This is a genomic window from Inquilinus sp. CAU 1745 (assembly GCF_039839375.1).
Classification (GTDB): Bacteria; Pseudomonadota; Alphaproteobacteria; order DSM-16000; family Inquilinaceae; genus JBDOQU01.
Genome location: NZ_JBDOQU010000004.1, coordinates 1 through 23,083, shown reverse-complemented (window position 1 = coordinate 23,083; position 23,083 = coordinate 1). Strand labels below are relative to the sequence as shown.

Genomic DNA, 23,083 nt, shown 5'->3' with positions numbered 1-23,083 from the left:
GGCCGCTCAAGCATCAGGTACCGTCAACTTGCGACCGTTTGGCTTATCTTTGCGAAACGAAACTCTGACGCGGCTAGTGGTGCAGAAAGCCTCTCTGCCTCCAGCATCGGCAAGGCTAACTGAAACTGATATTCAGCTTGTCCTTATACACGCCGATCCGCTTCCGCGCGCGATCAACCACATCGTCAAAGAACAAAATCTCCGAGTACGTCTCACCGAGTTGTTGCCGCGATGCCGGGTCACGCAACTCACCTGATTGGAACCAGCCTTGTCCGACCGGAAATTGAGTCCAACCCGGCCCCATCCGCAATGGGTTCAACGTGTCACCAATCAAGTAACAATAGAACCGCTTCAGCTTACCATCAGATTTTGCGGCGAGCAGATGTGCGTATTCAGTCAGATCACCAATGTGGTCATCCATCGGGATGCCGGGCGCCTTAAATTCGATGATGATCGCCGACCCCTCTTGGCTAAACAGGGCTATGTCAGGGCGCTTCTTGCTATTCTCGTCAGTGCGCTTGGCTAGAATCTCTTGGAAGCTCTCATCAATGTCCTCATCGAATACCTTCTCGCCCCCATCCCAGGCGATATTGGCCAGTGGCATATCCGACGCGATGTAATCGTAATAGTGATACTCCTCGCTCAACAGCCAGATATCGTGATCGGACACACTGGCGCTGTCCTTCTGCATCGGGAAGAAAATGCTGTGGATGATGCGCTCATCTTTGCGCCGTTCACCTTTCACCACCGCTTGAACCAACAGTTCCTTCTTACAGGCAAGGCTCAGTATTTCCACGATCGCCGTTCTGCGAACAATTAGCTGCGAAAGGTTAGCCATATCGAAGTTCTTGAGTGACGCGGTATACTTCCACGACAGCTCATGAACCTTAGTTCTGAACTCGTTTGAGTCCGGCTCAGATCTCAGTATCTCTTCTTTGAGCGAGAAAATCTCGGCCGTCTCATCGATTACACGCTCCTGATACTTTTTTAGAACGCGTTCAACGACTGCCTTAGCTGGTTCTCCATACCGAATCCGGGTCGTTGTGTCGGCGAGCATCGCCTCGTTCAAGCCGAATTGTTCGCTGATTTCTTTAAGCACCTCCTCCTTATTCCAGTTAGAAGGGGCGACCATCTCTTCGATTATTGGGTCGATTTCTGCATGGATGTCGGCGTATGAAATCCGGTCGGAAGAAAACATGTCCGACGGAAGCTCGTCTGGGATGTTGTCGAAATTGTCTCGTTGCTCGTTGACCCTGTCGTCCAGAAACGGGCTCTCCACGAGCACGATGTGGTGGAAGCCACTAACTGGATTATTCTGTTCGGCGCGGGTTCGAAGATAGTAGGCCGTAATATCTCGGACCGGCGATGACTTTGCGCACAGTGCGATCGCGTTCTTGGGAAGGTCATACTGGGTGGGATCGAGCCGGTAGTGCGAAAGGTTGAAAATTTGAAACGTGTTGAGGCCGTCGCCGGTTCGCGGGTCCCGCTCCTCGACCTGCACAGATCGCTGCGCCGTCACCTCGGGCAGATTGACTCGGCGCAGGTGATCGGTCTCCGCCTCTTCCTGATTCCAGCGCTTTGAGGTGAATGTTATCTCGAAGTCGCCGAGGCCGGTTTGAAGTCCCACTAAGCGCTGAAGAAATGCGACGAGCATCTCCCTTTTCAGCGCATGCGCTGAATACAGCGTGCTCGGCGCCTCCCCGTGCAGTACCCGGGTCCGCGCGGAGTCCTTAAATTCGCTCAGTCGAATCTTCGTACCAATATCAGCTTCATTGCCGACGCTATGCGTGAAATCACTGAAGTCGATTTGCTTCTGTATTTCAGTATAGCGCATCTGCCGACGGACAAGTGCATCCTCTGTCCAGAAATTGCTGTCGATCGAGAGTTCGGCAAAATGGTGGAAGAACTGGATTCGGCCCGCCCCCTTGCATTGGACGATGCCGGGAATGTCCAGGTCATCCTTGTAGGACGTGTCCTTAGTCAGGAATGCATGAAGCTGGGGATCACCGAGGCCGCAACCGTTGTCGGCGCACGAGATGACAAGCTCCTCTTGGTCTCCAAGCAGATCATCGCGCAAAAAATCGACCTTGATGACCACCTTCAGGTGCGCCACTGACGGATCGGCGTCCTTCCGTATCAGGAAGGAATCTATCGCATTCGAAAGAAGCTCTTCAAAAACGACATACGGATTCGAGCTGAGCTTCGTATTCTTGATACTGCCCCTGATATCAAGCGTCATTGTCGTCCGATCGATGCCCCAAAAACTTCAGCCCTATCCTTGGCCAGTGGCGACTACACGCGTCAAGGTGCCGCGGCATAATTACTTAGGGTTCCCCCTCGTCCTGCTCCCGATCTCGGCATTGCGCGAATTGCTCGTATCGACAGACGAGTGCGACCTTTAAATTGCCTCGATACAAAGCAGTTGGCGTGAATGGACGAACGGCAGCTTTTTGGCATCTTCTCAATTGGTTTGAAAGTCTGCAATGGGGTCGAGAGCCGCCATTATTGCGCTGCGCCAGTCCATCGCGCTGGGCCAAGATAGATCGTGCTAAAGTGTAAAATCGGTGATTCACTATGCCATGTGCTGAAGACGCGGTGATTGGCGGCGATACCGCATCATAGAGGACAATCGGCGGTGTTTGGCGGAGGGGAAGGGATTCGAACCCTCGATAGGAGTTATCCCCCTATAACGGTTTAGCAAACCGCCGCCTTCAGCCACTCGGCCACCCCTCCGGCGCGGCGCGCTCCGCCCTAAGGGGCGGAGCGGCCGTTAGGCTTGCCGGTTCTAGCGGCGGGCGCGGGCGGTTGTCAATCGGCGCGAGCGGCGGCCCGAGCGAGGACGGCGTCCCTCACAGCACCGTCAGCATGCTGGCGACCAGCGGGTGGCGCACGATGTCGCGGTCGGTCAGGCGGACGACGGCGATGTCGTCCAGCGCGTCGAGCCGCCCAGCGATGTCCGCGAGGCCGGAAAGGCCCGGTAGAAGGTCGCTCTGGTCCGGGTCGCCGGTCAGCACCATGGTGGAATGCCAGCCCAGCCGGGTCAGCAGCATCTTGATCTGGCCGTAGGTGCAGTTCTGCGCCTCGTCGATCACGATGAAGGCGTTGTTCAGCGTGCGCCCGCGCATGAAGGCGACGGGCGCGATCTCTATCGAGCCATCGGCCAGGAGCGCCTTCAACTGCTTGCCGCCCAGCCGGTCGGACAGCGCGTCGTAGAGCGGGCGGAGATAGGGGGCCAGTTTCTCATGTAGGTCGCCGGGCAGGTAGCCCAGGCTCTCCCCCGCCTCCACCGCCGGGCGGGACAGCATGATCTTGCCGACCTTGCCGGCCTGGAACGCCTCCACCGCCTTGGCGATGGCGAGATAGGTCTTGCCGGTGCCGGCGGGCCCCAGCGCCACGACCATGTTCCGGCCGTCCATCGCCTCCATCAGCGTTTTCTGGTTCTCGCCCATCGGGCGCACATTGCGCACATAGCTGGTGTCGCGGCGCTGTTCGTCCGACGGGCCGCCATCCAGCGGATTCCAGCCCCCCTGATCCGGGAACAGAGCGCGGACCTTCGCGGTGGCAGCCTGACGCGACGCACGTTTAGCCATGACAGCATCCGATCTTTTGTGGGAGGGCTGAAACGACAAACGCCTCCACGAGGGAGGCGTTCGAAAGTGATCCAGGACGGCCGATAAGGGAGGCTCCGTCAGGGGACGGCGGTGAAGGCGGGATGGCGCTTCGACCTCTGGTCATGACCTTAGCGGAAATCCTTTCGGCCAGGGCGGATCACTGGAATGAATCCTAATCCGAAAGCGGCCGACGCGACAGCACTTTTGGGGTGGGACATGAAAGATTCACACAAGATATGGAGACGCCGCCGGATAGTCCTCGCGATCGGGGATCAAATAGCGGCGGCTTCCCGTTGAAAGGCTGACCGACACGAAACCGTCGAGGGAGGCCACCCATGCCGCTCGAAAAGAACCGGACGGATGCGCGCCAGGGCATTACCCATCAGGGAGGCCGCTACGTACTGGCGATCTCCTTTGCGCTGGCGGCGATCGTCCTTATACTCGCTTACTTCTTCGTCTTCTGAAGCCCGATCCTGAAGCCGCCGACATGCCCGACGCTGCCCCCGACCGCATTACCGACCTGGAGATCCAGGCCGCCCATCAGGGCGCGGAGATCCAGGATCTGAGCGATCTCGTCGCCAGGCAATGGCAGGCTATCGAGCGGCTGGCGGAGGATGTGGAGCGGCTGAAGAAGGAGTTGCGCGCCCAGTCGCCCGGCATCCGCACCGACGACCTGCCGCCGCATTACTGAGCCCGCTTTTTCGTCCGCGCGGTCGGTTCGGCGATCAGCGGGTCGTCGGGCCAGTAATGCTTGGGATAGCGGCCCTTCATCTCCGCCTTCACAGCCTTGTAGGAGCCCCGCCAGAAGCCGGCCAGATCCTGCGTCACCTGCAGCGGCCGGCGGGCCGGGGAGAGGAGATGGAGAGTGACGGACGCCCTGCCCGCGGCGACCCTCGGCGTTTCCGCAAGCCCGAACATCTCCTGCAACCGCACTGCCAGCACCGGCCCCTCCTCCGCCGAATAATCGATCGGAATGCGGGAGCCGCTGGGAACGGTCAGATGGGTCGGCGCATGGTCGTCGAGGCGCTGGCGCGTGTTCCAGTCGAGCATGCTTGCGAGAATGCCGGCGAGGTCCAGCTTTTCCAGATGCGACAGGCGGTTCATGCCGGCGAGCCAGGGAGCAAGCCATTCGTCCAGCCCGGTCAGCAATGCCTCGTCGGTGAAATCGGGCCACGCCTCGTCGCCTTCGACGCGCCGGAGGAAGGCAATCCGGTCCCGGATCGACCGCGCCGCGCTGTTCCAGGGCAGGACGGCCAGCCCCTTCCGTCGGACGCCGTCGACCAGCGCCGCCGCCACCCGGTCGGCCGGCGGGTCGGCCAGCGGATCGTCCTTCAGCACCAGCGCGCCCAGCCGGCGCTGTCGGCGGGCGGAGACCGCTTCGGCGCGCGCATCCCATTCGACGAAGGAAATCTCCTCTATCCCGTTGGCGAAGGCTTCCTCGATCTCCTCCCGGCCGAGCGGCGCGGCGAGGAAGATGCGGGCTTCCCGCCGGTCGCCGTCCAGATCGGCGACCGCCAGCCAGTCCTCGGCCGCCAGCGGATCGTCATGGAGGAAGAAGGCGCCCTTGCCGTTGGCGAGGCGGAAGCGACGGTCCCCACCCGGCCGCCTCTGGGCAATCCGGTCGGGATAGGCGAAGGCCAGCGCTAATCCCACGGCGCGCGGATCGCCCTCCCCTCTCTTCGCTCCCGTCACGCGGGCAAGCCCCTTCGCCTGCTCCGCCACCCGCCGGGCCGCTGCCGGATCGACCCCGGCGCGCGCAGCGGAGGAGCCGCCGAGGACCGCCCTCACCCCCTCCACCCGTGCGCGCAGATCGGCGTCCCGGGCCAGCGCCACGTCCCGATCCTCCAGCAGCGCCGCGACCTCGCAGGCGAGGCCGCCCAGCCTCCGTTCGCCGGCCCGCAGGATCATGTGCGCCAGCCGGGGATGGACCGGCAGCGCAGCCATGCGACGGCCATGGGCGGTGATCCTGCCATCCCCGTCCCCCTCGCCTTCCAACGCCTCCAGCCGGACCAGCAGCGCCTTCGCCTGGGAAAAGGCGGCGTCGGGCGGCGGATTCAGCCAGGCGAGGTCGCCGGGATCGGCGACGCCCCAGAGGGCGAGGTCGAGTGCGAGCGGCGCCAGGTCGGCTTCCGTGATCTCGGGCGCGGGCTGGAGCGGCAGCGACCGGTGCTCCGCCTCCGGCCACAGGCGATAGCAGATGCCGGGGCCGGTCCGGCCGGCGCGGCCGCGCCGCTGCTCGGCGGCGGCCTGTGAGACGCGAACGGTCTCCAGCCGCGTCATGCCGCCGCGCGGATCGAACCGGGGCAGCCGGGCCAGCCCGCAATCCACCACCACCCGGACGCCTTCGATCGTCAGGCTGGTTTCCGCGATGGCGGTGGCCAGCACGATCTTGCGCCGGCCGTCGGACAGAGGACGCAGCGCGCGGTCCTGCGCCTCGGCCGGCAGATCGCCATAGAGCGGCGTCACCGTCGCGCCCCCGACATCGTTCAGCAGCGACGCCGTGCGCCTGATCTCCCGCCCGCCGGGCAGGAAGGCCAGTATGTCGCCCTCCTCTTCCCGAAGCGCGAGGCGGATGGCGTCGGCCGCCGCGCCTTCGATCCGTCCCGCCGGCGGCCGGTCCAGCCATCGCGTCTCCACCGGAAAGGCGCGGCCCTCGCTGGTGACGATCGGCGCGTCGCCCAGAAGGCGCGCGACCGGCGCGCCCTCCAGCGTCGCCGACATGACCAGGATCCTGAGATCAGGCCGCAGCGCGCCGCGCGAATCGAGCGCGAGGGCGAGCCCAAGATCGGCGTTCAGGCTGCGTTCGTGGAATTCGTCGAAGAGGAGAGCGGCGCAGCTTTCCAACGCAGGATCGTCCTGCAGCATCCGGGTCAGGATGCCTTCCGTCACCACCTCAATCCGCGTCTCCGGCCCGACCCGGCTGTCCATCCGGACGCGGTAGCCGACGGTCTTCCCCACCGGCTGCCCCAGCGTTTCCGCCATGCGGCGGGCGGCGGCGCGGGCAGCGACCCGGCGCGGCTCCAGCATCACGATCTTCCGGCCAACGGCCCAGGACGCATCCAGCAGCGCCAGCGGAACGCGCGTCGTCTTGCCCGCTCCGGGCGGGGCCTGGAGAACCGCCACGCCCCTTGCTTCCAGCGCCTCCGCGACGGCCGGCAGGACGGGATCGATGGGCAGGGGGCTGGGGAAGCGCAAAGGCCGGACGCCGGACGGTGAAAGAACTGGATTTTAACGATGGGTGTTAAACAATATCCGCCGGGAAAGGTAGATTCGGATAATGAGCGATACCGAGACAACCACTTCCGTTGCCCTTGTCTATCGCGGCCGCAGGCAGGCAGGCGACAGCAACGCCGTGGCCTTCGACATCGCCGTCGCCAGCTATCTGGAACGGGAGCCGGGCTGTCCGGAGCATGAGGCGCGGCTGAATACGGCCGAGATCATCAATCAGGCGATGAACCGCGACCCGGCCTGGTTCTGGGCCGGCGTGAAGCGGCAGGAAAACTGAGAGGGCGGGACCGGCGGCCCCGCCCCTCCTTTCAGTCGAACAGCTCTTCCAGGAAGGATTTCTTCCTCTTTTTGTGGCCATAGCCACGATGATGTGACTGGGCGTAGCCGCGATCATGATCCCGCTCATAGCGTGGTTCGGCATAGCCGGGCTGAGGCTGCCTTGGCGGCGGAGCGGCGGCCGGGGCGGAATCCTGGACACTGCGCTCGATCAGCTTGTCCAGCTCTCCGCGATCCAGCCAGACGCCCCGGCATTGCGGGCAATAGTCGATCTCGATGCCCTGCCGGTCGCTCATGACGAGCGGCACCTTGCAGACGGGACAGGGCATTCCAACGGCGGGGTTGTTCATCGGCTAATCCTCCCTGGGATTGACACGTGGATACGGTCCGACATCACAACCCGATGGCTGCCAGAGGGGCCCGGCCCGCAAGGGACAGGTGGGCCGGGCGACGGCCGGTTGCAAGGAACCTCACCGCTCGCTGTCGAGCATCGCCATCTGGGCGGGGGCGTAACGCTCACCGGCGACGGCATCGCGCGGGGCGGCCGTTTCGATCGCGGCCAGATCCTCCGGCGAGAGTGCGACATCCAGCGCGCCCAGCGCCTCCCCCAGCCGGTCGCGCCGCCGCGCGCCGATCACCGGCACGATCTCCGGCCCCTGGGCCAGCACCCAGGCGATGGCGATCTGCGCCACCGTGACGCCCCGCGAAGCCGCGACGCCGCGCAGGGCTTCGACCAGTTCCAGGTTCCGTTCCAGATTGCCGAGCTGGAAGCGCGGGCTGTGGCTGCGGAAATCGCCGGCGGCATCGGCGTCACCGGGCTTCCAATGGCCGCTGATCAGCCCGCGCGACAGTACGCCATAGGCGGTGATCCCGACGCCGAGTTCCCGGCAGGCCGGCAGGATGTCGTCCTCCATCCCGCGGGAGATCAGCGAATATTCGATCTGCAAATCGGCGATGGGATGGACGGCGTGGGCGCGGCGGATCGTCTCCGCCCCGACCTCCGACAGGCCGATATGGCGGACATAGCCCGCCTGCACCAGATCGGCGATGGCGCCGATCGTCTCCTCGATCGGCACGGCCGGGTCGAGGCGCGCCGGACGGTAGATGTCGATATGGTCGACGCCCAGCCGTTTCAGGGTATAGGCCAGGGCCGATTTGACTGCCTGCGGCCGGGAGTCGAAGCCGAGCCAGGCTCCGTCCGGGCCGCGCTGCGCCCCGAACTTGACGCTGAGCGCGACGGAATCGCGGTCGACAGTCCCAAGCGCCTCCCCTATCAGCATCTCGTTATGGCCCATGCCGTAGAAATCGCCGGTGTCGAGCAGGTTGATCCCGGCGTCGAGCGCGGCGTGGATCGTCGCCAGGCTTTCCTGGCGGTCGGCGGGGCCGTAGAGGTCGGACATGCCCATGCAGCCGAGACCCAGTGCGGAAATTTCGGGGCCCTTGGCCCCCAGCGAGCGCATCAGCATCGCGATTGTCCTCTTCCAGATGATTGCTGTCCGGAATAGCTATGGTCCGCTCCATCGTGCGATAAGATGCACTATCCGCAACAGGTCGTTCGGGATTCAGGACAATGCCAAAGGCCGATCTTGACGATCTCGCCGCCTTCGCCGCCGTCGCCCGCCACCGCAGCTTCCGCGGGGCGGCGGCCGTCGTCGGGGTCTCCGCCTCCACGCTCAGCCAAGCGGTCAGGATGCTGGAAGCCAGGCTGGAGGTCCGGCTTCTCAACCGCACCACGCGCAGCGTCGCGCCCACCGAAGCGGGAGCGAAGCTTCTGGAGCGGCTGTCCCCGGCGCTGGACGACATAACGGCCGCGTTGGACGAGGTCGGAGAGCAGGCCGGGGAACCGGCGGGCACGCTCAGGATCAACGCCCCGACCCCGGCGGTGGAGCTGGTGCTGGCGCCGCTGGCGGCGGCGTTCCTGAAGGCGCATCCGGCCGTGCGACTGGAAGTCGTCACCGAAACGAGCCTGATCGATATCGTCCGGGAAGGGTACGACGCCGGGATCCGGTGGGGCGAACATCTGGCGCAGGACATGATCGCCGTGCCGCTGGGGCCGCCGCAGCGCTATGTCGTCGTGGCGGCGCCGGAGGTGCTGGAGGCCCATGGGATTCCGGCCGAACCTTCTGACCTGATGGGCTACCCCTGCCTCCGCCAGCGCTTCTCCAGCGGAGTCGTCCCTGCCTGGGAATTCGAGCGTGACGGGAAGATCGTCAGGATCGATCCGCCGGCGCGGATGGTCTCGACCAATATCGCGCTTCAGAAGCAAGCGGCCCTGGAAGGGGTGGGGCTGTGGGCGACGTTCGAGGACTACGTGACGGCGGAAATCGCGGACGGCAGGCTACGCCGGGTGCTGGACGACTGGTGTCCCAGCTTCCCCGGCCCCTTCCTCTACCACCCAAGCCGCCGTCAGGTGCGGCCGCCGCTCCGCGCCTTCATCGATTTCGTGCGGGAGCGGCGGCGCACCAGTCTCAGCCAGCCGTGAACTCGGCCTCAGCGTCGCCCAGGCCGGGGAAGGAGGCCGTCACCTTCGCGCCGGGCGGGGCGAAGACGAGGGGGTTGCGGGAGCCGGTGGTGACGATCTCCCCCGCCCGGATGCCGCCCATCGGGGCTGCGCCGACATTCGCCAGCCAGACCAGCAGCCAATAGGGCTCTCCCACCGGGCTGCCGCCCACCGCCTCCGCCACGATCTTGCCGTCGATCGAGAGCGCCATGGGCTGGCGGGTCCAGGCCCGGCCCCGCCAGTCGGCCAGCGGCGCGCCATGGATGAACGCGCCGTTCACCAGATGGTCCGCCAACTTCGACAGCGGATCGGCCTTCATCCCGTCCGCCAGCCTTCCGTCCACGATCTCGATCGCCGGCATGGCGGCGTCCACGGCGTCCAGCACCTCCGCCTCCGAATAGGCGCGGTCGCGCGGCGGCAGGTCGCGGGCGAAGCGGAAGGCGATCTCCGCCTCCACGCCGATGCCGTGGAACATGCCGGCCGGCAGCCGGGCGGGTGATGCCGTGACGCGATCGGCCGGCAGCGGCGCACAGGTCGGAATCTCGTCCGGGCCGCCCGCCCCGACCTTCCAGCCGGCGACGGGGCCGAGCCGCCGGGCGACATTGTGCTGGATGGCGTATGCCGAGGCCTCGTCGCGCGGCCGGAGCGCACCCGGCAGTTCCGGCAATGTCCGGTGGTCACGCCTGGCGTCGGCCAGGAGATCGGCGGCCTGGGTGATTTCTTCGGGGGTCAGGGGCATGGCGGGATCCGGCGCTGGGAAAGAAGGTTCGGGCCAGCTTTCGCACGGGCCCGCGCCGTCGCGCAAGCGGGCGGCTGCCCTGCGCCCATGACGGCTGGACAGGATCGCCGCCCTCGCGGTCAAATCGGCCCCTCCCTCAAGATTTCCGGAGGCTCGCCGCCCATGCCCACGCCCGACCATCCCGCCATTCTGTTCGATCTGGACGGCACGCTCGTCGACAGCGTCTACCACCATGTCCTCGCCTGGTCCGACGCGCTCGCCGCGGTGGGGATAGAGATGTCGATCTGGCGCATCCATCGCCGGATCGGCATGAGCGGCGGACTGTTTGCCCAGGCGCTGGCGCGGGAGACGGACGTGCCGGTGGACGATTCCCTGCGGCAGGAGTTGCGCGACCGCCACGCTGCCTCCTTCAAGGAGCGGCTGGGATCGATCAGCCCCCTGCCCGGCGCGCGGGAATTGCTGGAGGGGCTGACCGAATCGGGCGTGCCCTGGGCGATCGCCACCAGTGGTCGGATGCTGACGGCCGGGCCGCTGATCGAGAAGCTGGGGCTGCCGGTCGGGGACATGACGATCGTCACGCGCGACCAGGTGGCCTACGCCAAACCGAACCCCGATCTGTTCGAGGAGGCGGCCCGCCGCCTGGACGTGCCGACGACGCGCTGTTTCGTCGTCGGCGACAGCGTATGGGACATTCTGGCCGCCCGTCGCGCCGGGGCGCTGGGCGTGGGGCTGCTGTCCGGCGGCTATGGCGACCGCGAACTGGTGGACGCGGGGGCCTTCCGGGTGTTCGACGACCCCGCCGCCTTGAAGCGCGGGCTGTTCGAACTGGGCGTGCGGGTGTGAAAGCCTTCGTTCTGCCCGAAAGGCGCGAAACCGCCACCACAATCGATGCGTAGGAGGAATGGTAGGGACGCCCACGGAATCTTAAGGACCAGACGATGAAATCCATACGACTGCTGGCGCTGGGCTGCGCCGCGCTGATGGCGGCAACGCCGCTTCTCGCAAACGCCGATCCGGGGCGCGGCCGGGGCCATGGCGGCGGCCCGCCCGCTTTCGAGGACGATCATCCTGGCCGCGGCCATGGCGGCGACAGGGACGATCGCGACCGCGATGATTTTTCAGAGGATCTGGCCGAAGAGTTGGGATCGGCCGCCGCGATCACACTGGCCTCGGCTTTCTTCAGCCCGCGCGAGCGTGACCTGATCTATGATTATTTCGACGTCCACAGGTTCGAGGCACGGGGCCTGCCGCCGGGCATCGCCCGGAATCTGGCGCGCGGGAAGCCGCTGCCGCCGGGCATCGCGAAACGGTACCTGCCCTCGCCGTTGCTGGCGCAACTGCCGAGGCGCGACGGGTACGAGTACCTGATTGTCGGCGGCAGCATCATCCTGGCGGAGGCCGCGACCGGGCTGATCGTCGATATTCTGGAAGGCGCTCTCTAGCCTGACGCGCAGCGTCAGCCAGTATCCGCGCATAAAAAAGAGGAGCCGGGCGGAACCCGCTCCTCAGGGCCGCCCGAATGGCGGCCCTCAAGGGAAGCTGTGCTTCAACGTCGCCCGGGACGGACCCTTAGGCGGCGTTGCTGACAGCGATCGCCGGACGGTCGTCATTGACCGGGCGGGCGATGATCGGACGATCGACGGCGACGTTCTCACGACCGTAGAGGACGGCCTGGCGGATGCCCGAACGGGTCACACCGATGTCGGCCAGCTCACGATCGGAATAGGCCTCCAGCTCGGCGATGGCGCGAGAGACCTCGCGACCGAGGGTGGAGATGCCGAGAGCAGTGCTGATACGAGTGAAGATGGACATGGTTGTTTTCTCCTTTCGAATAAGGAGATAGTCCATTTCCTGATGAACTACAGCCGCGTTTTTTGCAGCGCAGCATCGCAATGGCGACAACCCATCCTTAAGCGCGCATTAAAGAAATATGCGGGCATATGGAATAGAGCGTGCTCCTCCCCTCATGGTGAGCTTGTCGAACCATGTGTGCCCGCACCTTTCGACAGGCTCAGGGTGAGGAGTCTTTTCAAGAGATCGTCATGCTGCGCCGATTTTTTCGACGTCCGCGAAGCGATGAGGGCCTATGGATTCCCGATCAAGTCGGGAATGACCAACAAAAACAATGTCATGCCGGACTTGATCCGGCATCCATGGGACCTCGACGCCGCATGGATTCCGGCTCGGGGGCCGGAATGACCAACAAAGGGAAGATTCGTCCCTTCCCCTCATGGTGAGCCTGTCGAACCATGTGTGCCCCACACCTTTCGACAAGCTCAAGGTGAGGATTCTTCCCCCACAAACCGTCATGCTGGACTTGATCCAGCATCCATACGGTATCAATCGAAACCGAGACCGCGCCTGGTTTTCTCCCTGCCGGTGAAACGGCGAAGGCCTATGGATTCCAGCGTTCGCTGGAATGACGGGGGGTATCCCCCAGCCGGTAGAACCGCGCGGCGTTGTCGCGCCAGATCTTGCGGCGGTCGGCCGGAGGCAGTGGGCTAAGCGCATCGTCCAGCACTGCGATCCATCGTTCGTAAGAGGCGGCCAGCGTCACGACGGGCCAGTCGCTGCCGAACATCAGCCTGTCCGGACCGAAAGCCTCCAGCGCCTGGTCGATGAAGGGGCGGAGGTCGGAATCCTTCCAGTTCTCATGGTCGGCTTCTGTCGCGACGCCGGAGAGCTTGCACAACACATGGGGCATCGCCGCAAGTTCGCGGAGATGGCTCCGCCACGGGTCGAGCGCGCCGTCCCTGATGGCGGGCTTGCCGATATGGTCCAGCACCATTGGCACGGCGTGCGCCTTCTCCGCCAGCCGGACCGCATTCTCCATGTGCCGGTGGTCGACGCAGATGTCGAAGCTGAGATCGAAATCGCCCAGCATCCGCACCCCTTCGACGAAATCGGGGCGCAGGCAGAAATCCAGGTCGGGCTGCGCCTGGATGTTCTGGCGGATGCCGCGCAGGAAGGCATGGCGGCTGACCGCCTCCAGATGCGCCTCCACCCGCCGTCCACGGTCGAGCGGCGCCCAGGCCACCAGCGCGCGGATGCGCGGGTCCCGGCGGGCGAGGCCGGCCACCCAATCGGCTTCTTCCAGCCCCTGTTCGGGCGCGGCCTCCGCCTGCACGAAGACCATCGCCTCGACCTCCGTGCCAACGGTCGCCGCGCGATAATCCTCCAGCCCGAACGGCCGGTCGATCTTCGGGACCGTCGCCAGCCAAGGATAACGCAGGCGGCCCGTGTCCCAGAAATGGACATGGCTGTCGATGATCGGAAAATCGGGCATCCTTCGCCTCCCCGGCTTGATCGACCGCCCCGTTCGGCCTGAAGCTGCATGGCAGAACATCGCCAACAGGAAGGAGCCTACCGGAGATGACGCCCCGCACGCTCGCCCAAAGACGCCCCATCGCCCGGACAGGCATCGAGGTTCCGGTCATGGGGCTGGGCGGGGCCGCGCTGGGCGGGCTCTACCAGGCGGTGGACGATCAGACGGCGGCCGAGACGATCGCAGGCGGGCTGGAAGCCGGCCTTCTCTATGTCGATACCGCGCCATTCTACGGCTATGGCCTGTCCGAGCACCGGTTCGGGGAGGCGCTTCGCCGGTTCGGCCGCGACCGTGTCGTACTGTCGACCAAGGCGGGACGGCGGCTGGTGCGGCGGACGGAGCCACAGGCGCCGGAGGATTACTGGAAAGCCCCGCTGCCCTTCCAGCCGGTGGTCGACTACAGCCATGATGGGGTCATGCGGTCGGTGGAAGACAGCCTTCAGCGGCTGGGCACGGACCGGATCGATATCCTCTATCTCCACGATGTCGGGCGGACGAGCTATGGCGACGACCATCCCCGCCTGATGGCGGAAGCAATGTCGGGCGGCGCGCGGGCGATGCGGCGGCTGAAGGAGGAAGGGGTGGTCGGCGCGATCGGCCTTGGGGTCAATGAATGGGAGGTCTGCGCGGAGGCGCTGGAGCACCAGGATTGGGACGTCTTCCTGCTGGCCGGCCGCTATACGCTGCTGGAGCAGACGGTGCTGGACGGCTTCTTCCCGCTCTGCGAACGGCGCGGCGTCTCGATCATCATCGGCGGCCCCTACAATTCGGGCATCCTCGCCGGCGGCGACACCTTCAACTACGACCGCGCGCCCGAGGATGTCCGCGACCGCGCGGCCAGGCTGGGCGAGGCCTGCCGCGACCACGGCGTCTCGCTGCCGGCGGCCGCCCTGCAATTTGTGCTGAAGCATCCGGTCGTCGCCAGCGTCATCCCCGGCGCGCGCTCAAGGGCGGAGATGGAACAGAATATCGAGCATCTGACCCGGCCGATCCCCGATGATCTCTGGGCCGACCTGAAGCGGCGCGGTCTGCTTCATCCGGACGCGCCATCATGATAGTTGGTCATGCCGGCCTCCGAGCCGGCATCCAGGGGCCTTGGCGGCGGAGCTTTCACGGTGTCCGGCGAGGGCGGAGGAGGCAAGGCCGCTGGATTCCCGATCAAGTCGGGAATGACCAATTACAAGAAAACCTCATGGTGAGCCTGTCGAACCATGTGTGCCCGATCTTTCGGCGGCCTTCCAGTATTGAGAGCCATCAAAAAACGCGGTCATGCCGGGCCCCGACCCGGCATCCAGGGGCCTTGGCGGCGGAGCTTTCACCATGTCCGGCGAGGGCGGAGGAGGCAAGGCCGCTGGATTCCCGATCAGGTCGGGAATGACCAACCAGGGAAACCTCATGGTGGGCCTGTCGAACCATGTGGGGCACGCACTTTGACGGGCTCAAGGTGAGGAAGAAAGGCGCGTTCTCCCGCCAAAAACGTCATGCCGGACCACGATCCGGCATCCAGGAGCCTTGCCGATGGAGGCATCCTCATTGGGTGGAGAGGGCCGAAACGGCGCGGCCCCTGGATTCCCGATCAAGTCGGGAATGACCATAAAAACAATCTCGGTGACGCGTCAGTTGGCCATAGCCAGCAGCCTCTCGGCTTCCGCCAGATCGTCCGGGCGGTTGGCGTTGAAGAAGGGATCGATATCCCGGACCGGGAAATCCACCGTCGCCAGCCCGTGGCGGGCGGTCCAGAGGTCGACCTTGCGCAACCCCTCCTCCACCAGCGCGCGGCTGAGATCGTCGCGCAGGGTCAGCGGCCACAGGGCGAAGACGGGATGGGACCGGCCGTCCGAAGCGGCGCAGGCGAGCGGCGTCTCCGGCGTCAGCGTCGCCGACAGCCGGTCCACCAGATCGCGGGGGAAGAAGGGCGCGTCGCAGGCGAAGCTGGCGACATGGGTCGCCTCCGGCCGGTGCGCCGCCGCCCAGTCCAATCCGGCCAGGATTCCAGCCAGCGGTCCCGCGAATCCCTCCACAGAATCCGACGCGACGGGCAGGCCATAGGAGGTGAACCGCGCCGGGTCGCCATTGGCGTTCAGCACCAGCGCCGACACCTGCGGTTCGGCCCGCGCGATCACATGGTCCAGGATCGGCCTGCCGCCGAGAGTCCTCAGCGTCTTGTCGCCGCCGCCCATCCGCCGGGACAGGCCGCCAGCCAGCAGGATCCCGACGATGTCACTCCGCGGCATCGTCGACCGCGCCCTTCCGCCGGTGGCGGCCTTCCTCCTCCGCCACCGCGCGCGGATCGGCGTCGAAGACGATGCGATCCTCCCCCGCCAGCGCCAGGAAGCGGCGGCCCTTCGCCCGGCCGATCAGCGTCAGCCCCGCCTGCCGGGCAAGCTGCACGCCCCAGGCGGTGAAGCCGGAGCGGGAGACCAGGATCGGGATGCCCATCTGCACGGTCTTGATGACCATCTCGCTGGTCAGGCGGCCGGTGGTGTAGAAGATCTTGCTCGCCGGATCGACGCCGTGCCGGAACATGTACCCCGCGATCTTGTCGACCGCGTTGTGCCGGCCGACATCCTCCATATAGACCAGCGGCCGATCCCCCTCGCACAGGACGCAGCCATGGATCGCCCCGGCGGTGAGATAGAGGCTGGGGGCGGTGTTGATCTTGCGGGTCAGCGTATAGAGCCAGGAGGTCCTGATCCGCGCCGATTCGGGCAGGCGGATCGTCTCGAAGCTCTCCATCACGTCGCCGAAGACCGTCCCCTGGGCGCAGCCGGAGGTCAGGGTCTTCTTCTTCAGCTTGTCCTCATAGTCCGTCGGCCGTTCGGTGCGGACGACGACCGTGTCGATGTCGGGATCGTAATCGACTGCCGTGACCCGGTCGTCCTGACGCAGCATGTTCTGGTTCAGCAGATATCCGATCGCCAGATAATCCGGATAGTCGCCGATCGTCATCATGGTGACGATCTCCCGCCCGTTGAGGAACAGGGTCAGCGGCCGTTCGACGGTGACGGCGGTCTCTATCCGCTCGCCATTATGGTCGATGCCGGTCACCCGCTCCGTCAGCCGGGGATCGTCCGGATCGGGCGCGATGGCGAATTCTTTGGTCATGGGCACCACGAAACGCCAGGAAGCGCCCGCCGTCAATGTCGCCGACGCTTCGACAAACGCCCCGACCATCCTTATATTGTCCTGCAGGACAGGAAAGGCCGTTCATGAGCAGCATCCCTGCGGCGAAGCCGCTGATCGATCCCTTCGGACGCGGCATCGATTATCTCCGCGTGTCGGTCACCGACCGGTGCGATTTCCGCTGCGTCTATTGCATGGCGGAGGAGATGACCTTCCTGCCCAAGGCGGATTTGCTGACGCTGGAGGAGCTGGACCGGATGTGCAGCGCCTTCGTGGGGCTGGGCGTCCGGAAGCTGCGCCTGACGGGCGGGGAGCCGCTGGTCCGCCGCAACATCATGAGCCTGATCGAGAGCCTGTCCCGGCATCTGCGGACGGGCGCGCTGGACGAGCTGACGCTGACCACCAACGGCAGCCAGTTGGCCAAGCATGCCGAGGCGCTGGCAGCCTGCGGGGTGAAGCGGGTCAACGTCTCGCTGGACACGCTGGACCCCGGCAAGTTCCTGGCGATCACCCGCTGGGGCAAGTTCGCCCAGGTGATGGACGGGATCGCCGCCGCGAAGGCGGCCGGCATCCGGGTCAAGATCAATGCGGTCGCGCTCAAGGGCGTCAATGACGACGAGTTCGACACGCTGATCGGCTGGTGCGGGAAGCACGGCCACGATCTGACCTTCATCGAGGTCATGCCGATGGGCGACATCGGCGGAGAGACGCGGCTGGACCAGTACCTGCCGCTGTCGCTGGTCCGGGCCGACCTCGCGAATCGCTGGACGCTGACGGAGATCGACCATCGCACCGGCGGCCCCGCCCGCTATGTCCGGGTGGAGGAAACGGGCGGCCGGATCGGCTTCATCACGCCCTTGACCCACAATTTCTGCGAAAGCTGCAACCGCGTGCGGCTGACCTGCACCGGCACGCTCTATATGTGCCTGGGCCAGGAGGACGCGGCCGACCTGCGCGCGCCGCTGCGCCAGTCCGAGAGCGATGCGCCGCTGATCGCCGCCATCGAGGAGGCGATCGGCCGCAAGCCCAAGGGCCACGATTTCATCATCGATCGCCGCCACAACCAGCCGGCGGTGGCCCGGCATATGAGCGTCACCGGGGGGTAGGGAGATGGCCGCGCGCATCGCTTCGATTGTCTGCGCGGCGCTGCTCGCTTCCCTTCCCTCACCACCGCTCCGCGCCGATCTTGGCGATTATCCAATGGATGCACGGAGCCGGGAACTGGTCTATCTGGGCGAATATGGCGCCGAAAGGCTGCGCTTCTCCGTCGACGAGCGCGACCGGGTGATCCGCGAATGCTGGCAGGCCCCGCAGGCGCTGTGGAACACGGAGGAAGCATGGTCCTTCGCGCGGGCGCTTCTCCCCGACACGCTGGGGATGGAAACGCCGGTCAGGCTGCCCGCCGAATCGCCCTATGAGCGCTACCGCTATCTCGACGACACGACGATCATCCTGATGACCATCATCCCCGGCGCTTATGGCTCCATCGAGGTGCGCGGGCCGGGCTTCGAGGGTCGGCCCTGCCCGCCATAAGCGCCTGTCGCTTCCCGGAACGGCGCGCTAGAGTCCAACCCATCATGATGGATACCGCCCCCAATATCGCATCGGCCGTCGCGGGCAAGCGCGTCAGCTTCGTCGCCTCCGACACCGAGGAATCCTGCGCCGCCCTGTCGCGCCTGACCGCCCGATATGGCGACACACCCACGGAGGGGGCGGAGGTGATCGTCGCGCTGGGCGGAGACGGATTCCTGCTGGAGACGCTGCGCCGGCTCCTCGATCGCGGCGTGCCGGTCTTCGGCATGAATTGCGGGTCGGTGGGCTTCCTGCTCAACGACTATCGGGAGGACGGGCTGCTGGAGCGGCTGGCGGCCGCCGTGCCCGTGACGCTGCACCCGCTGCGGATGCTGGCCCGGCGGGTTTCGGGCGAGGAAGTCGCGGCGCTGGCGATCAACGAGGTGTCGCTGCTGCGGGAAACCCGCCAGACGGCCAAGCTGCGGATATCCATCGACGGCATCGAACGGCTGGACGAGCTGGTGTGCGACGGTGCGCTGGTGGCGACGCCGGCGGGGTCGACCGCCTACAATCTTTCCGCCCACGGCCCGATCATCCCGCTGGAGGCCGATGTGCTGGCCCTGACGCCGGTCAGCGCCTTCCGCCCCCGGCGCTGGCGCGGCGCGCTCTTGCCTTATGCCGCGCGGATCGTCTTCGACGTGCTGGAGGCGGGCAAGCGGCCGGTCAGCGCCGTCGCCGACGCGACGGAAGTGCGGGATGTCGCGCGGGTGGAGGTGACGGCGGATCCCAGCGTGGCGCTCACCCTCCTCTTCGATCCGGAGCATGCCTTGCAGGAACGCATCATCAAGGAACAGTTCCTGCCGTGACGCCCCGACCGCCGGTCGAGATATCTCCGCCGGACATCTCCGCCTACCAGGATGGCGGCACGGGCGTTCCCTGGTTCATCGCGCTGGACAGCGGGCGGCAGGGGCCGCATGTCCTGCTGACCGCGCTGGTCCATGGCAACGAGCCGTGCGGGGCGATCGCGCTGGATGCGCTGATGAAGGCGAGGCTGCGGCCGGCGGCGGGGAAGGTGACGCTGGGCTTCGTCAACGTCGCCGCCTATGCCCGCTTCGATCCCGCCGATCCCTGCCGGACGCGGTTCCTGGACCAGGACATGAACCGGCTGTGGGATTCGGCAGTATTGGAGGGAAAGTCGCGATCCCGGGAACTGGACCGGGCGCGGCAGATCAGGCCGATTGTCAACGAGGCCGACATGCTTCTCGACCTCCATTCCATGCAGCAGGACGCGACCTCGCTGATCCTGGCGGGCCGGCACGAGAAGGGGCTGGACCTCGCCCGGCGCGTCGGAACGCCGGAGACCGTGGTGCGCGACGACGGTCATCTGACCGGCCGTCGGCTGCGCGACTATGGCCGGTTCGGCGATTCGGAGGAGGATGCGGCGGCGCTTCTGGTGGAATGCGGGCAGCACTGGTCGGTCCGGGCGGCGGAAACGGCGCTGGAAACGGCGCTCGCCTTCCTGCTGCGAACCGGCGCGATCGACCGGGTTCCCGCCGGACTTCGCCCGCTCGCCGAGCCCCGGCCGCAACGGGTCGTGGATGTGACCCATACCGTCACCACCGCGACCGATCGCTTCACCTTCGCGGCGGATTTCCGGGGGCTGGAGGTGATGGAAAGGGCGGGCGCGCCGATCGGGCGGGACGGCGCGCATCCGATCCTCGCGCCGCACGATGGCTGTGTCATCATCATGCCGTGCCATAACGTCCGGAAGGGGCAGACCGCTGTCCGGCTGGGACGGTTCGTGGAGGCGGACGGGGTCGGCGACGGCGCTGAATAATCTCTGCCCGAGATTGACGCGACGCGCCAAACGGAGCATCGAAGGAGCGTCTTCCCCGCCGCCAACAGATTCCGATATGCCGTCCCTGTCCAAGCTGGCCGCCCGTCAGGTCGCCACCATCCGCGCCGTCGACTATTCCCGCATGGCTCTGGCGCTTGGCCTCGGCACGGCCGGCGGAGCGGTGCTCAACTGGCTGAACATGCCGCTGGCCTGGATGATCGGCGCGATGCTGACGACCAGCGTCGCCGCCATCGCGGGCGTCAGGCTGAACGTGCCGAAGGGGCTGCGCGGCTTCATGGTGATGGTGCTGGGCATCATGCTGGGCAGCGCCTTCTCCCCCGACATCGTGGGCCATCTGGGCCGCTGGACCGTCACGCTCGCCGGCCTCGTTCCCTATATCGCCATCTGCACCGCCGTCGGCATGGTCTTCCTCCGCTGCGTCGCGAAATGGGACAGCGTCACCGCCTATTTCACCGCCACCCCCGGCGGCTTCAACGAGATGGTGATGATGGGCAGCCAGCTGGGGGGCGACGAGAAGGCCATCGCGCTCAGCCACAGCGCGCGGATCATGCTGGTGATCTTCACCATTCCGGTCTGGTTCCGGTTCCTGGACGGCTATGACGCGGCGGCGCGCGGCGGGCTGGGGCCGGCGCTGACCGCCATCGCGCCCCTGGATTACCTGATGCTGGCGCTCTGCATCGTCGGCGCGCCGATCGCGGGCGCGCTCCGCATACCGGCGGACGCACTGGTCGGGCCGATGGTCCTGTCCGCAATCTTCCACCTTGCCGGCCTGACCGACGGATCGCCGCCGGCGCTCGCGATCGCCGCGGCGCAGGTGGTCGTCGGCGCCTTCATCGGCTGCCGGTTCGCGGGGACCACGATCCGCGGGGTGGCGGTCATCGGAGCGACCGCGATCGGTCTGACCCTCTGCCTTCTGTCCATCACCGTCGCCTTCGCGCTTCTCATGCATGCGCTGACCGGCATCGCCATAACGGAGCTGGTGCTGGCCTACGCGCCGGGCGGGCTGGCGGAGATGAGCCTGGTCGCCATCGCGCTGGGCGCGGACGCGGCCTTCGTCTCCACCCATCATATCGCGCGGATCGTCCTGATCGTCGTCTTCGCGCCGGGCCTGTTCCTGATGCTGCGCCGCCGGCGCCGGGCATCCTCCCGCCCTTCCCCCCCCTGGCGATTAGAAAGCTGCCCACTTTCGCGCATATGTGTCAGATTATGGCCGGGAGCTTTCGCCGGGGGGCGGAAGAAGGGGACTTCTGACAGGGGGTCGGGGCATGTTGCTGTCGCCGTTCAGCATTTTCGTCGTCGCCGTTCTGGTGCTGGCGATTCTCATCGTCTTCATGGGCGTCAAATCCGTTCCTCAGGGCAAGGAATGGACCGTTGAGCGGTTCGGCCGCTACACCCGGACGCTGAAGCCGGGCCTGAACATCATCGTGCCCTTCGTCGATCGCATCGGGTCGCGGATCAGCATGATGGAGACGGTGCTGGACGTGCCGTCGCAGGAGGTCATCACCAAGGACAACGCGATGGTGACCGCCGACGGCATCGTGTTCTTCCAGGTGCTGGACGCGGCCATGGCCGCCTATGAGGTCAACAATCTGGAACTGGCGATCCTCAACCTGACCATGACCAATGTCCGGTCGGTCATGGGATCGATGGATCTGGACGAGTTGCTGTCGAATCGCGACATCATCAATACCAAGCTGCTGTCTGTCGTGGACCAGGCGACCTCGACCTGGGGCGTCAAGGCCACGCGGATCGAGATCCGGGACATCAGCCCGCCGCGCGACCTTGTAGACGCGATGGGCCGCCAGATGAAGGCCGAACGCGAACGGCGCGCCACCATCCTGGAGGCCGAGGGCGACAAGCGCGCCCAGGTGCTGCGGGCCGAGGGGCTGAAGCAGGCCGCGATCCTGGAGGCAGAGGGCCGGCGCGAAGCCGCCTTCCGCGACGCCGAGGCGCGGGAGCGGGGCGCGCAGGCCGAGGCCGAGGCGACGCGCATGGTGTCCGAAGCGATCGCCGCCGGCGACATCCAGGCGATCAACTATTTCGTCGCCAACCGCTATGTCGATTCGCTGAAGGAGATGGCGTCGGCGCCCAACCAGAAGGTCTTCTTCATGCCGATCGAAGCGGCCGGGGTGATCGGCGCCATCGGCGGCATCACGGAGATCGCGCGGGAGGCGTTCGGCGGCAGCGGCGGCAATGGCGCGACGCCGCCGGCCGGCCCCCGCCCGCCGGTTCCGCCGCGCCCGGCCTCGCCCTGGGGAGGCCCGTCCGGCGCCCCCGTGGTCGAGGGCGCCTGACGGAAGGATCGGACGATGGAAGCGATCGAAATCTCCTTCTGGTACTGGTGGGTCGCCGCGATGGCGTTCGTGGTGCTGGAGATCCTGGCGCCGGGAATCGCCTTCCTGTGGCTCGGCGTCGGCGCGGGCGCGGTCGGCTTCCTCCTGCTGATCGTGCCGGCCCTCTCCCTGCCGCTGCAGATCCTGGTCTTCGCCGTGCTGTCGGTGGCGGGCGCGATCCTGGGCCGGCGCTGGTTCCGGCCGAAACCGTCCGACAGCGACGAACCGGCGCTGAACCGGCGCGGCGCCTCCTATGTCGGCCGTGTCCTGATCCTCAGCACCGCGATCGAAAACGGCTATGGACGAGCCAAGATCGGCGATGGCGTATGGACCGTCCGCGGCAACGATATGCCCAAGGGCGCCACCATCCGAGTCATCGGCGCGGACGGCACGACCCTCCTGGTGGAACGGCATGTAGAGACCGGGGCTTCCGCGGAACCCGCCTGAGTACCGATAGTGAGCAACCGGGAACATAGTTGACGTTATAGACCGTTAGGATCGTTGACAGATTTCTGGTTTTGTTCTGCTTCACGGCGGCCCGGCCGGGCCGCCGTGAAGCGGCGCAATTTGTGGGTGCG

24 protein-coding genes and 1 tRNA gene are annotated in these 23,083 nt (G+C 66.1%); 14 read left to right on the top strand and 11 right to left on the bottom strand.

Annotation, left to right across the window (positions count from 1 at the left end):
* Positions 1 to 115: 115 nt before the first annotated feature.
* The 3 genes from AAFN89_RS06390 to AAFN89_RS06380 all read right to left on the bottom strand — a co-directional run bounded on the left by AAFN89_RS06390 (position 116) and on the right by AAFN89_RS06380 (position 3,590).
* On the bottom strand, positions 116 to 2,239 hold the full coding sequence (locus AAFN89_RS06390; RefSeq protein WP_347537100.1) for a hypothetical protein: 2,124 nt from the start codon (positions 2,237 to 2,239) through the stop codon (positions 116 to 118).
* 401 nt (positions 2,240 to 2,640) lie between these two features.
* Positions 2,641 to 2,733 (bottom strand) — tRNA-Ser (locus AAFN89_RS06385).
* Positions 2,734 to 2,849: 116 nt separating this feature from the next.
* A complete protein-coding gene (locus AAFN89_RS06380; RefSeq protein WP_347537098.1) occupies positions 2,850 to 3,590 on the bottom strand; it encodes a PhoH family protein in 741 nt (246 codons plus the stop codon).
* 356 nt (positions 3,591 to 3,946) lie between these two features.
* Between AAFN89_RS06380 and AAFN89_RS06375 the strand changes: the two genes are divergently transcribed.
* Together AAFN89_RS06375 and AAFN89_RS06370 are read left to right on the top strand one after the other, a co-directional pair.
* Positions 3,947 to 4,075, top strand: coding sequence for a hypothetical protein (locus AAFN89_RS06375; protein ID WP_347537096.1), 129 nt, complete (start codon positions 3,947 to 3,949; stop codon positions 4,073 to 4,075).
* A 23-nt stretch (positions 4,076 to 4,098) separates the two neighbouring features.
* On the top strand, positions 4,099 to 4,302 hold the full coding sequence (locus tag AAFN89_RS06370; RefSeq protein ID WP_347537094.1) for a SlyX family protein: 204 nt from the start codon (positions 4,099 to 4,101) through the stop codon (positions 4,300 to 4,302).
* Here AAFN89_RS06370 and hrpB read toward each other — a convergent pair.
* Positions 4,296 to 6,806, bottom strand: coding sequence for an ATP-dependent helicase HrpB (gene hrpB / locus AAFN89_RS06365; protein WP_347537092.1), 2,511 nt, complete (start codon positions 6,804 to 6,806; stop codon positions 4,296 to 4,298). The two genes, AAFN89_RS06370 and hrpB, sit on opposite strands and share 7 nt — an antisense overlap.
* 82 nt (positions 6,807 to 6,888) lie before the next feature.
* On the opposite strand from hrpB, the gene AAFN89_RS06360 reads away from it, so the two are divergent.
* On the top strand, positions 6,889 to 7,116 hold the full coding sequence (locus AAFN89_RS06360; RefSeq protein ID WP_347537090.1) for a hypothetical protein: 228 nt from the start codon (positions 6,889 to 6,891) through the stop codon (positions 7,114 to 7,116).
* 31 nt (positions 7,117 to 7,147) lie between these two features.
* On the opposite strand, the gene AAFN89_RS06355 is transcribed toward AAFN89_RS06360, so the two are convergent.
* Positions 7,148 to 7,465 (bottom strand): zf-TFIIB domain-containing protein, encoded by a 318-nt coding sequence (locus AAFN89_RS06355; RefSeq protein WP_347537088.1) that lies wholly within the window; start codon positions 7,463 to 7,465, stop codon positions 7,148 to 7,150.
* A 120-nt stretch (positions 7,466 to 7,585) separates the two neighbouring features.
* Positions 7,586 to 8,581: an aldo/keto reductase gene (locus AAFN89_RS06350; RefSeq protein ID WP_347537086.1), complete on the bottom strand. Its 996-nt coding sequence runs from the start codon at positions 8,579 to 8,581 to the stop codon at positions 7,586 to 7,588.
* Positions 8,582 to 8,685: 104 nt separating this feature from the next.
* Here AAFN89_RS06350 and AAFN89_RS06345 point away from each other — a divergent pair, with 104 nt between their 5' ends.
* Complete coding sequence (locus AAFN89_RS06345) at positions 8,686 to 9,597, top strand: LysR family transcriptional regulator (RefSeq protein WP_347537084.1); 912 nt, start codon at positions 8,686 to 8,688, stop codon at positions 9,595 to 9,597.
* On the opposite strand, the gene AAFN89_RS06340 is transcribed toward AAFN89_RS06345, so the two are convergent.
* Complete coding sequence (locus AAFN89_RS06340) at positions 9,584 to 10,354, bottom strand: fumarylacetoacetate hydrolase family protein (RefSeq protein WP_347537082.1); 771 nt, start codon at positions 10,352 to 10,354, stop codon at positions 9,584 to 9,586. The genes AAFN89_RS06345 and AAFN89_RS06340 overlap by 14 nt on opposite strands.
* 162 nt (positions 10,355 to 10,516) lie before the next feature.
* On the opposite strand from AAFN89_RS06340, the gene AAFN89_RS06335 reads away from it, so the two are divergent.
* A complete protein-coding gene (locus AAFN89_RS06335; protein WP_347537080.1) occupies positions 10,517 to 11,197 on the top strand; it encodes an HAD family hydrolase in 681 nt (226 codons plus the stop codon).
* Between the two features lie 95 nt (positions 11,198 to 11,292).
* Positions 11,293 to 11,796 (top strand): anti-virulence regulator CigR family protein, encoded by a 504-nt coding sequence (locus AAFN89_RS06330; RefSeq protein ID WP_347537078.1) that lies wholly within the window; start codon positions 11,293 to 11,295, stop codon positions 11,794 to 11,796.
* 127 nt (positions 11,797 to 11,923) lie between these two features.
* Here the strand turns inward: AAFN89_RS06330 and AAFN89_RS06325 are convergent, their stop codons facing one another.
* Both AAFN89_RS06325 and AAFN89_RS06320 read right to left on the bottom strand, forming a co-directional pair.
* Positions 11,924 to 12,166: a DUF1127 domain-containing protein gene (locus AAFN89_RS06325; protein WP_347537076.1), complete on the bottom strand. Its 243-nt coding sequence runs from the start codon at positions 12,164 to 12,166 to the stop codon at positions 11,924 to 11,926.
* Positions 12,167 to 12,749: 583 nt separating this feature from the next.
* A complete protein-coding gene (locus tag AAFN89_RS06320; protein WP_347537074.1) occupies positions 12,750 to 13,640 on the bottom strand; it encodes an amidohydrolase family protein in 891 nt (296 codons plus the stop codon).
* Positions 13,641 to 13,726: 86 nt separating this feature from the next.
* Here AAFN89_RS06320 and AAFN89_RS06315 point away from each other — a divergent pair, with 86 nt between their 5' ends.
* Complete coding sequence (locus AAFN89_RS06315; protein ID WP_347537072.1) at positions 13,727 to 14,734, top strand: aldo/keto reductase; 1,008 nt, start codon at positions 13,727 to 13,729, stop codon at positions 14,732 to 14,734.
* Positions 14,735 to 15,295: 561 nt separating this feature from the next.
* On the opposite strand, the gene mobA is transcribed toward AAFN89_RS06315, so the two are convergent.
* Together mobA and AAFN89_RS06305 are read right to left on the bottom strand one after the other, a co-directional pair.
* Positions 15,296 to 15,913, bottom strand: coding sequence for a molybdenum cofactor guanylyltransferase MobA (gene mobA, locus AAFN89_RS06310; RefSeq protein ID WP_347537070.1), 618 nt, complete (start codon positions 15,911 to 15,913; stop codon positions 15,296 to 15,298).
* Positions 15,900 to 16,784: a formate dehydrogenase accessory sulfurtransferase FdhD gene (locus tag AAFN89_RS06305; protein ID WP_347537068.1), complete on the bottom strand. Its 885-nt coding sequence runs from the start codon at positions 16,782 to 16,784 to the stop codon at positions 15,900 to 15,902. Before AAFN89_RS06305 ends, mobA begins: the two co-directional genes overlap by 14 nt.
* Before the next feature lie 104 nt (positions 16,785 to 16,888).
* Between AAFN89_RS06305 and moaA the strand changes: the two genes are divergently transcribed.
* The 7 genes from moaA to AAFN89_RS06270 all read left to right on the top strand — a co-directional run bounded on the left by moaA (position 16,889) and on the right by AAFN89_RS06270 (position 22,952).
* The gene (gene moaA, locus AAFN89_RS06300) at positions 16,889 to 17,908 is read left to right on the top strand and encodes a GTP 3',8-cyclase MoaA (protein ID WP_347537066.1); all 1,020 of its coding nucleotides are present in this window, start codon (positions 16,889 to 16,891) and stop codon (positions 17,906 to 17,908) included.
* 4 nt (positions 17,909 to 17,912) lie between these two features.
* Complete coding sequence (locus AAFN89_RS06295; protein ID WP_347537064.1) at positions 17,913 to 18,335, top strand: hypothetical protein; 423 nt, start codon at positions 17,913 to 17,915, stop codon at positions 18,333 to 18,335.
* A 44-nt stretch (positions 18,336 to 18,379) separates the two neighbouring features.
* Positions 18,380 to 19,180, top strand: coding sequence for an NAD kinase (locus AAFN89_RS06290; RefSeq protein WP_347537062.1), 801 nt, complete (start codon positions 18,380 to 18,382; stop codon positions 19,178 to 19,180).
* Positions 19,177 to 20,151: a succinylglutamate desuccinylase/aspartoacylase family protein gene (locus AAFN89_RS06285; RefSeq protein WP_347537060.1), complete on the top strand. Its 975-nt coding sequence runs from the start codon at positions 19,177 to 19,179 to the stop codon at positions 20,149 to 20,151. Before AAFN89_RS06290 ends, AAFN89_RS06285 begins: the two co-directional genes overlap by 4 nt.
* 76 nt (positions 20,152 to 20,227) lie before the next feature.
* Positions 20,228 to 21,547: an AbrB family transcriptional regulator gene (locus tag AAFN89_RS06280; RefSeq protein WP_347537058.1), complete on the top strand. Its 1,320-nt coding sequence runs from the start codon at positions 20,228 to 20,230 to the stop codon at positions 21,545 to 21,547.
* Positions 21,438 to 22,466 (top strand): SPFH domain-containing protein, encoded by a 1,029-nt coding sequence (locus AAFN89_RS06275; protein WP_347537056.1) that lies wholly within the window; start codon positions 21,438 to 21,440, stop codon positions 22,464 to 22,466. Before AAFN89_RS06280 ends, AAFN89_RS06275 begins: the two co-directional genes overlap by 110 nt.
* 15 nt (positions 22,467 to 22,481) lie before the next feature.
* On the top strand, positions 22,482 to 22,952 hold the full coding sequence (locus tag AAFN89_RS06270; RefSeq protein ID WP_347537054.1) for an NfeD family protein: 471 nt from the start codon (positions 22,482 to 22,484) through the stop codon (positions 22,950 to 22,952).
* The last annotated feature ends 131 nt before the right edge of the window (positions 22,953 to 23,083 follow it).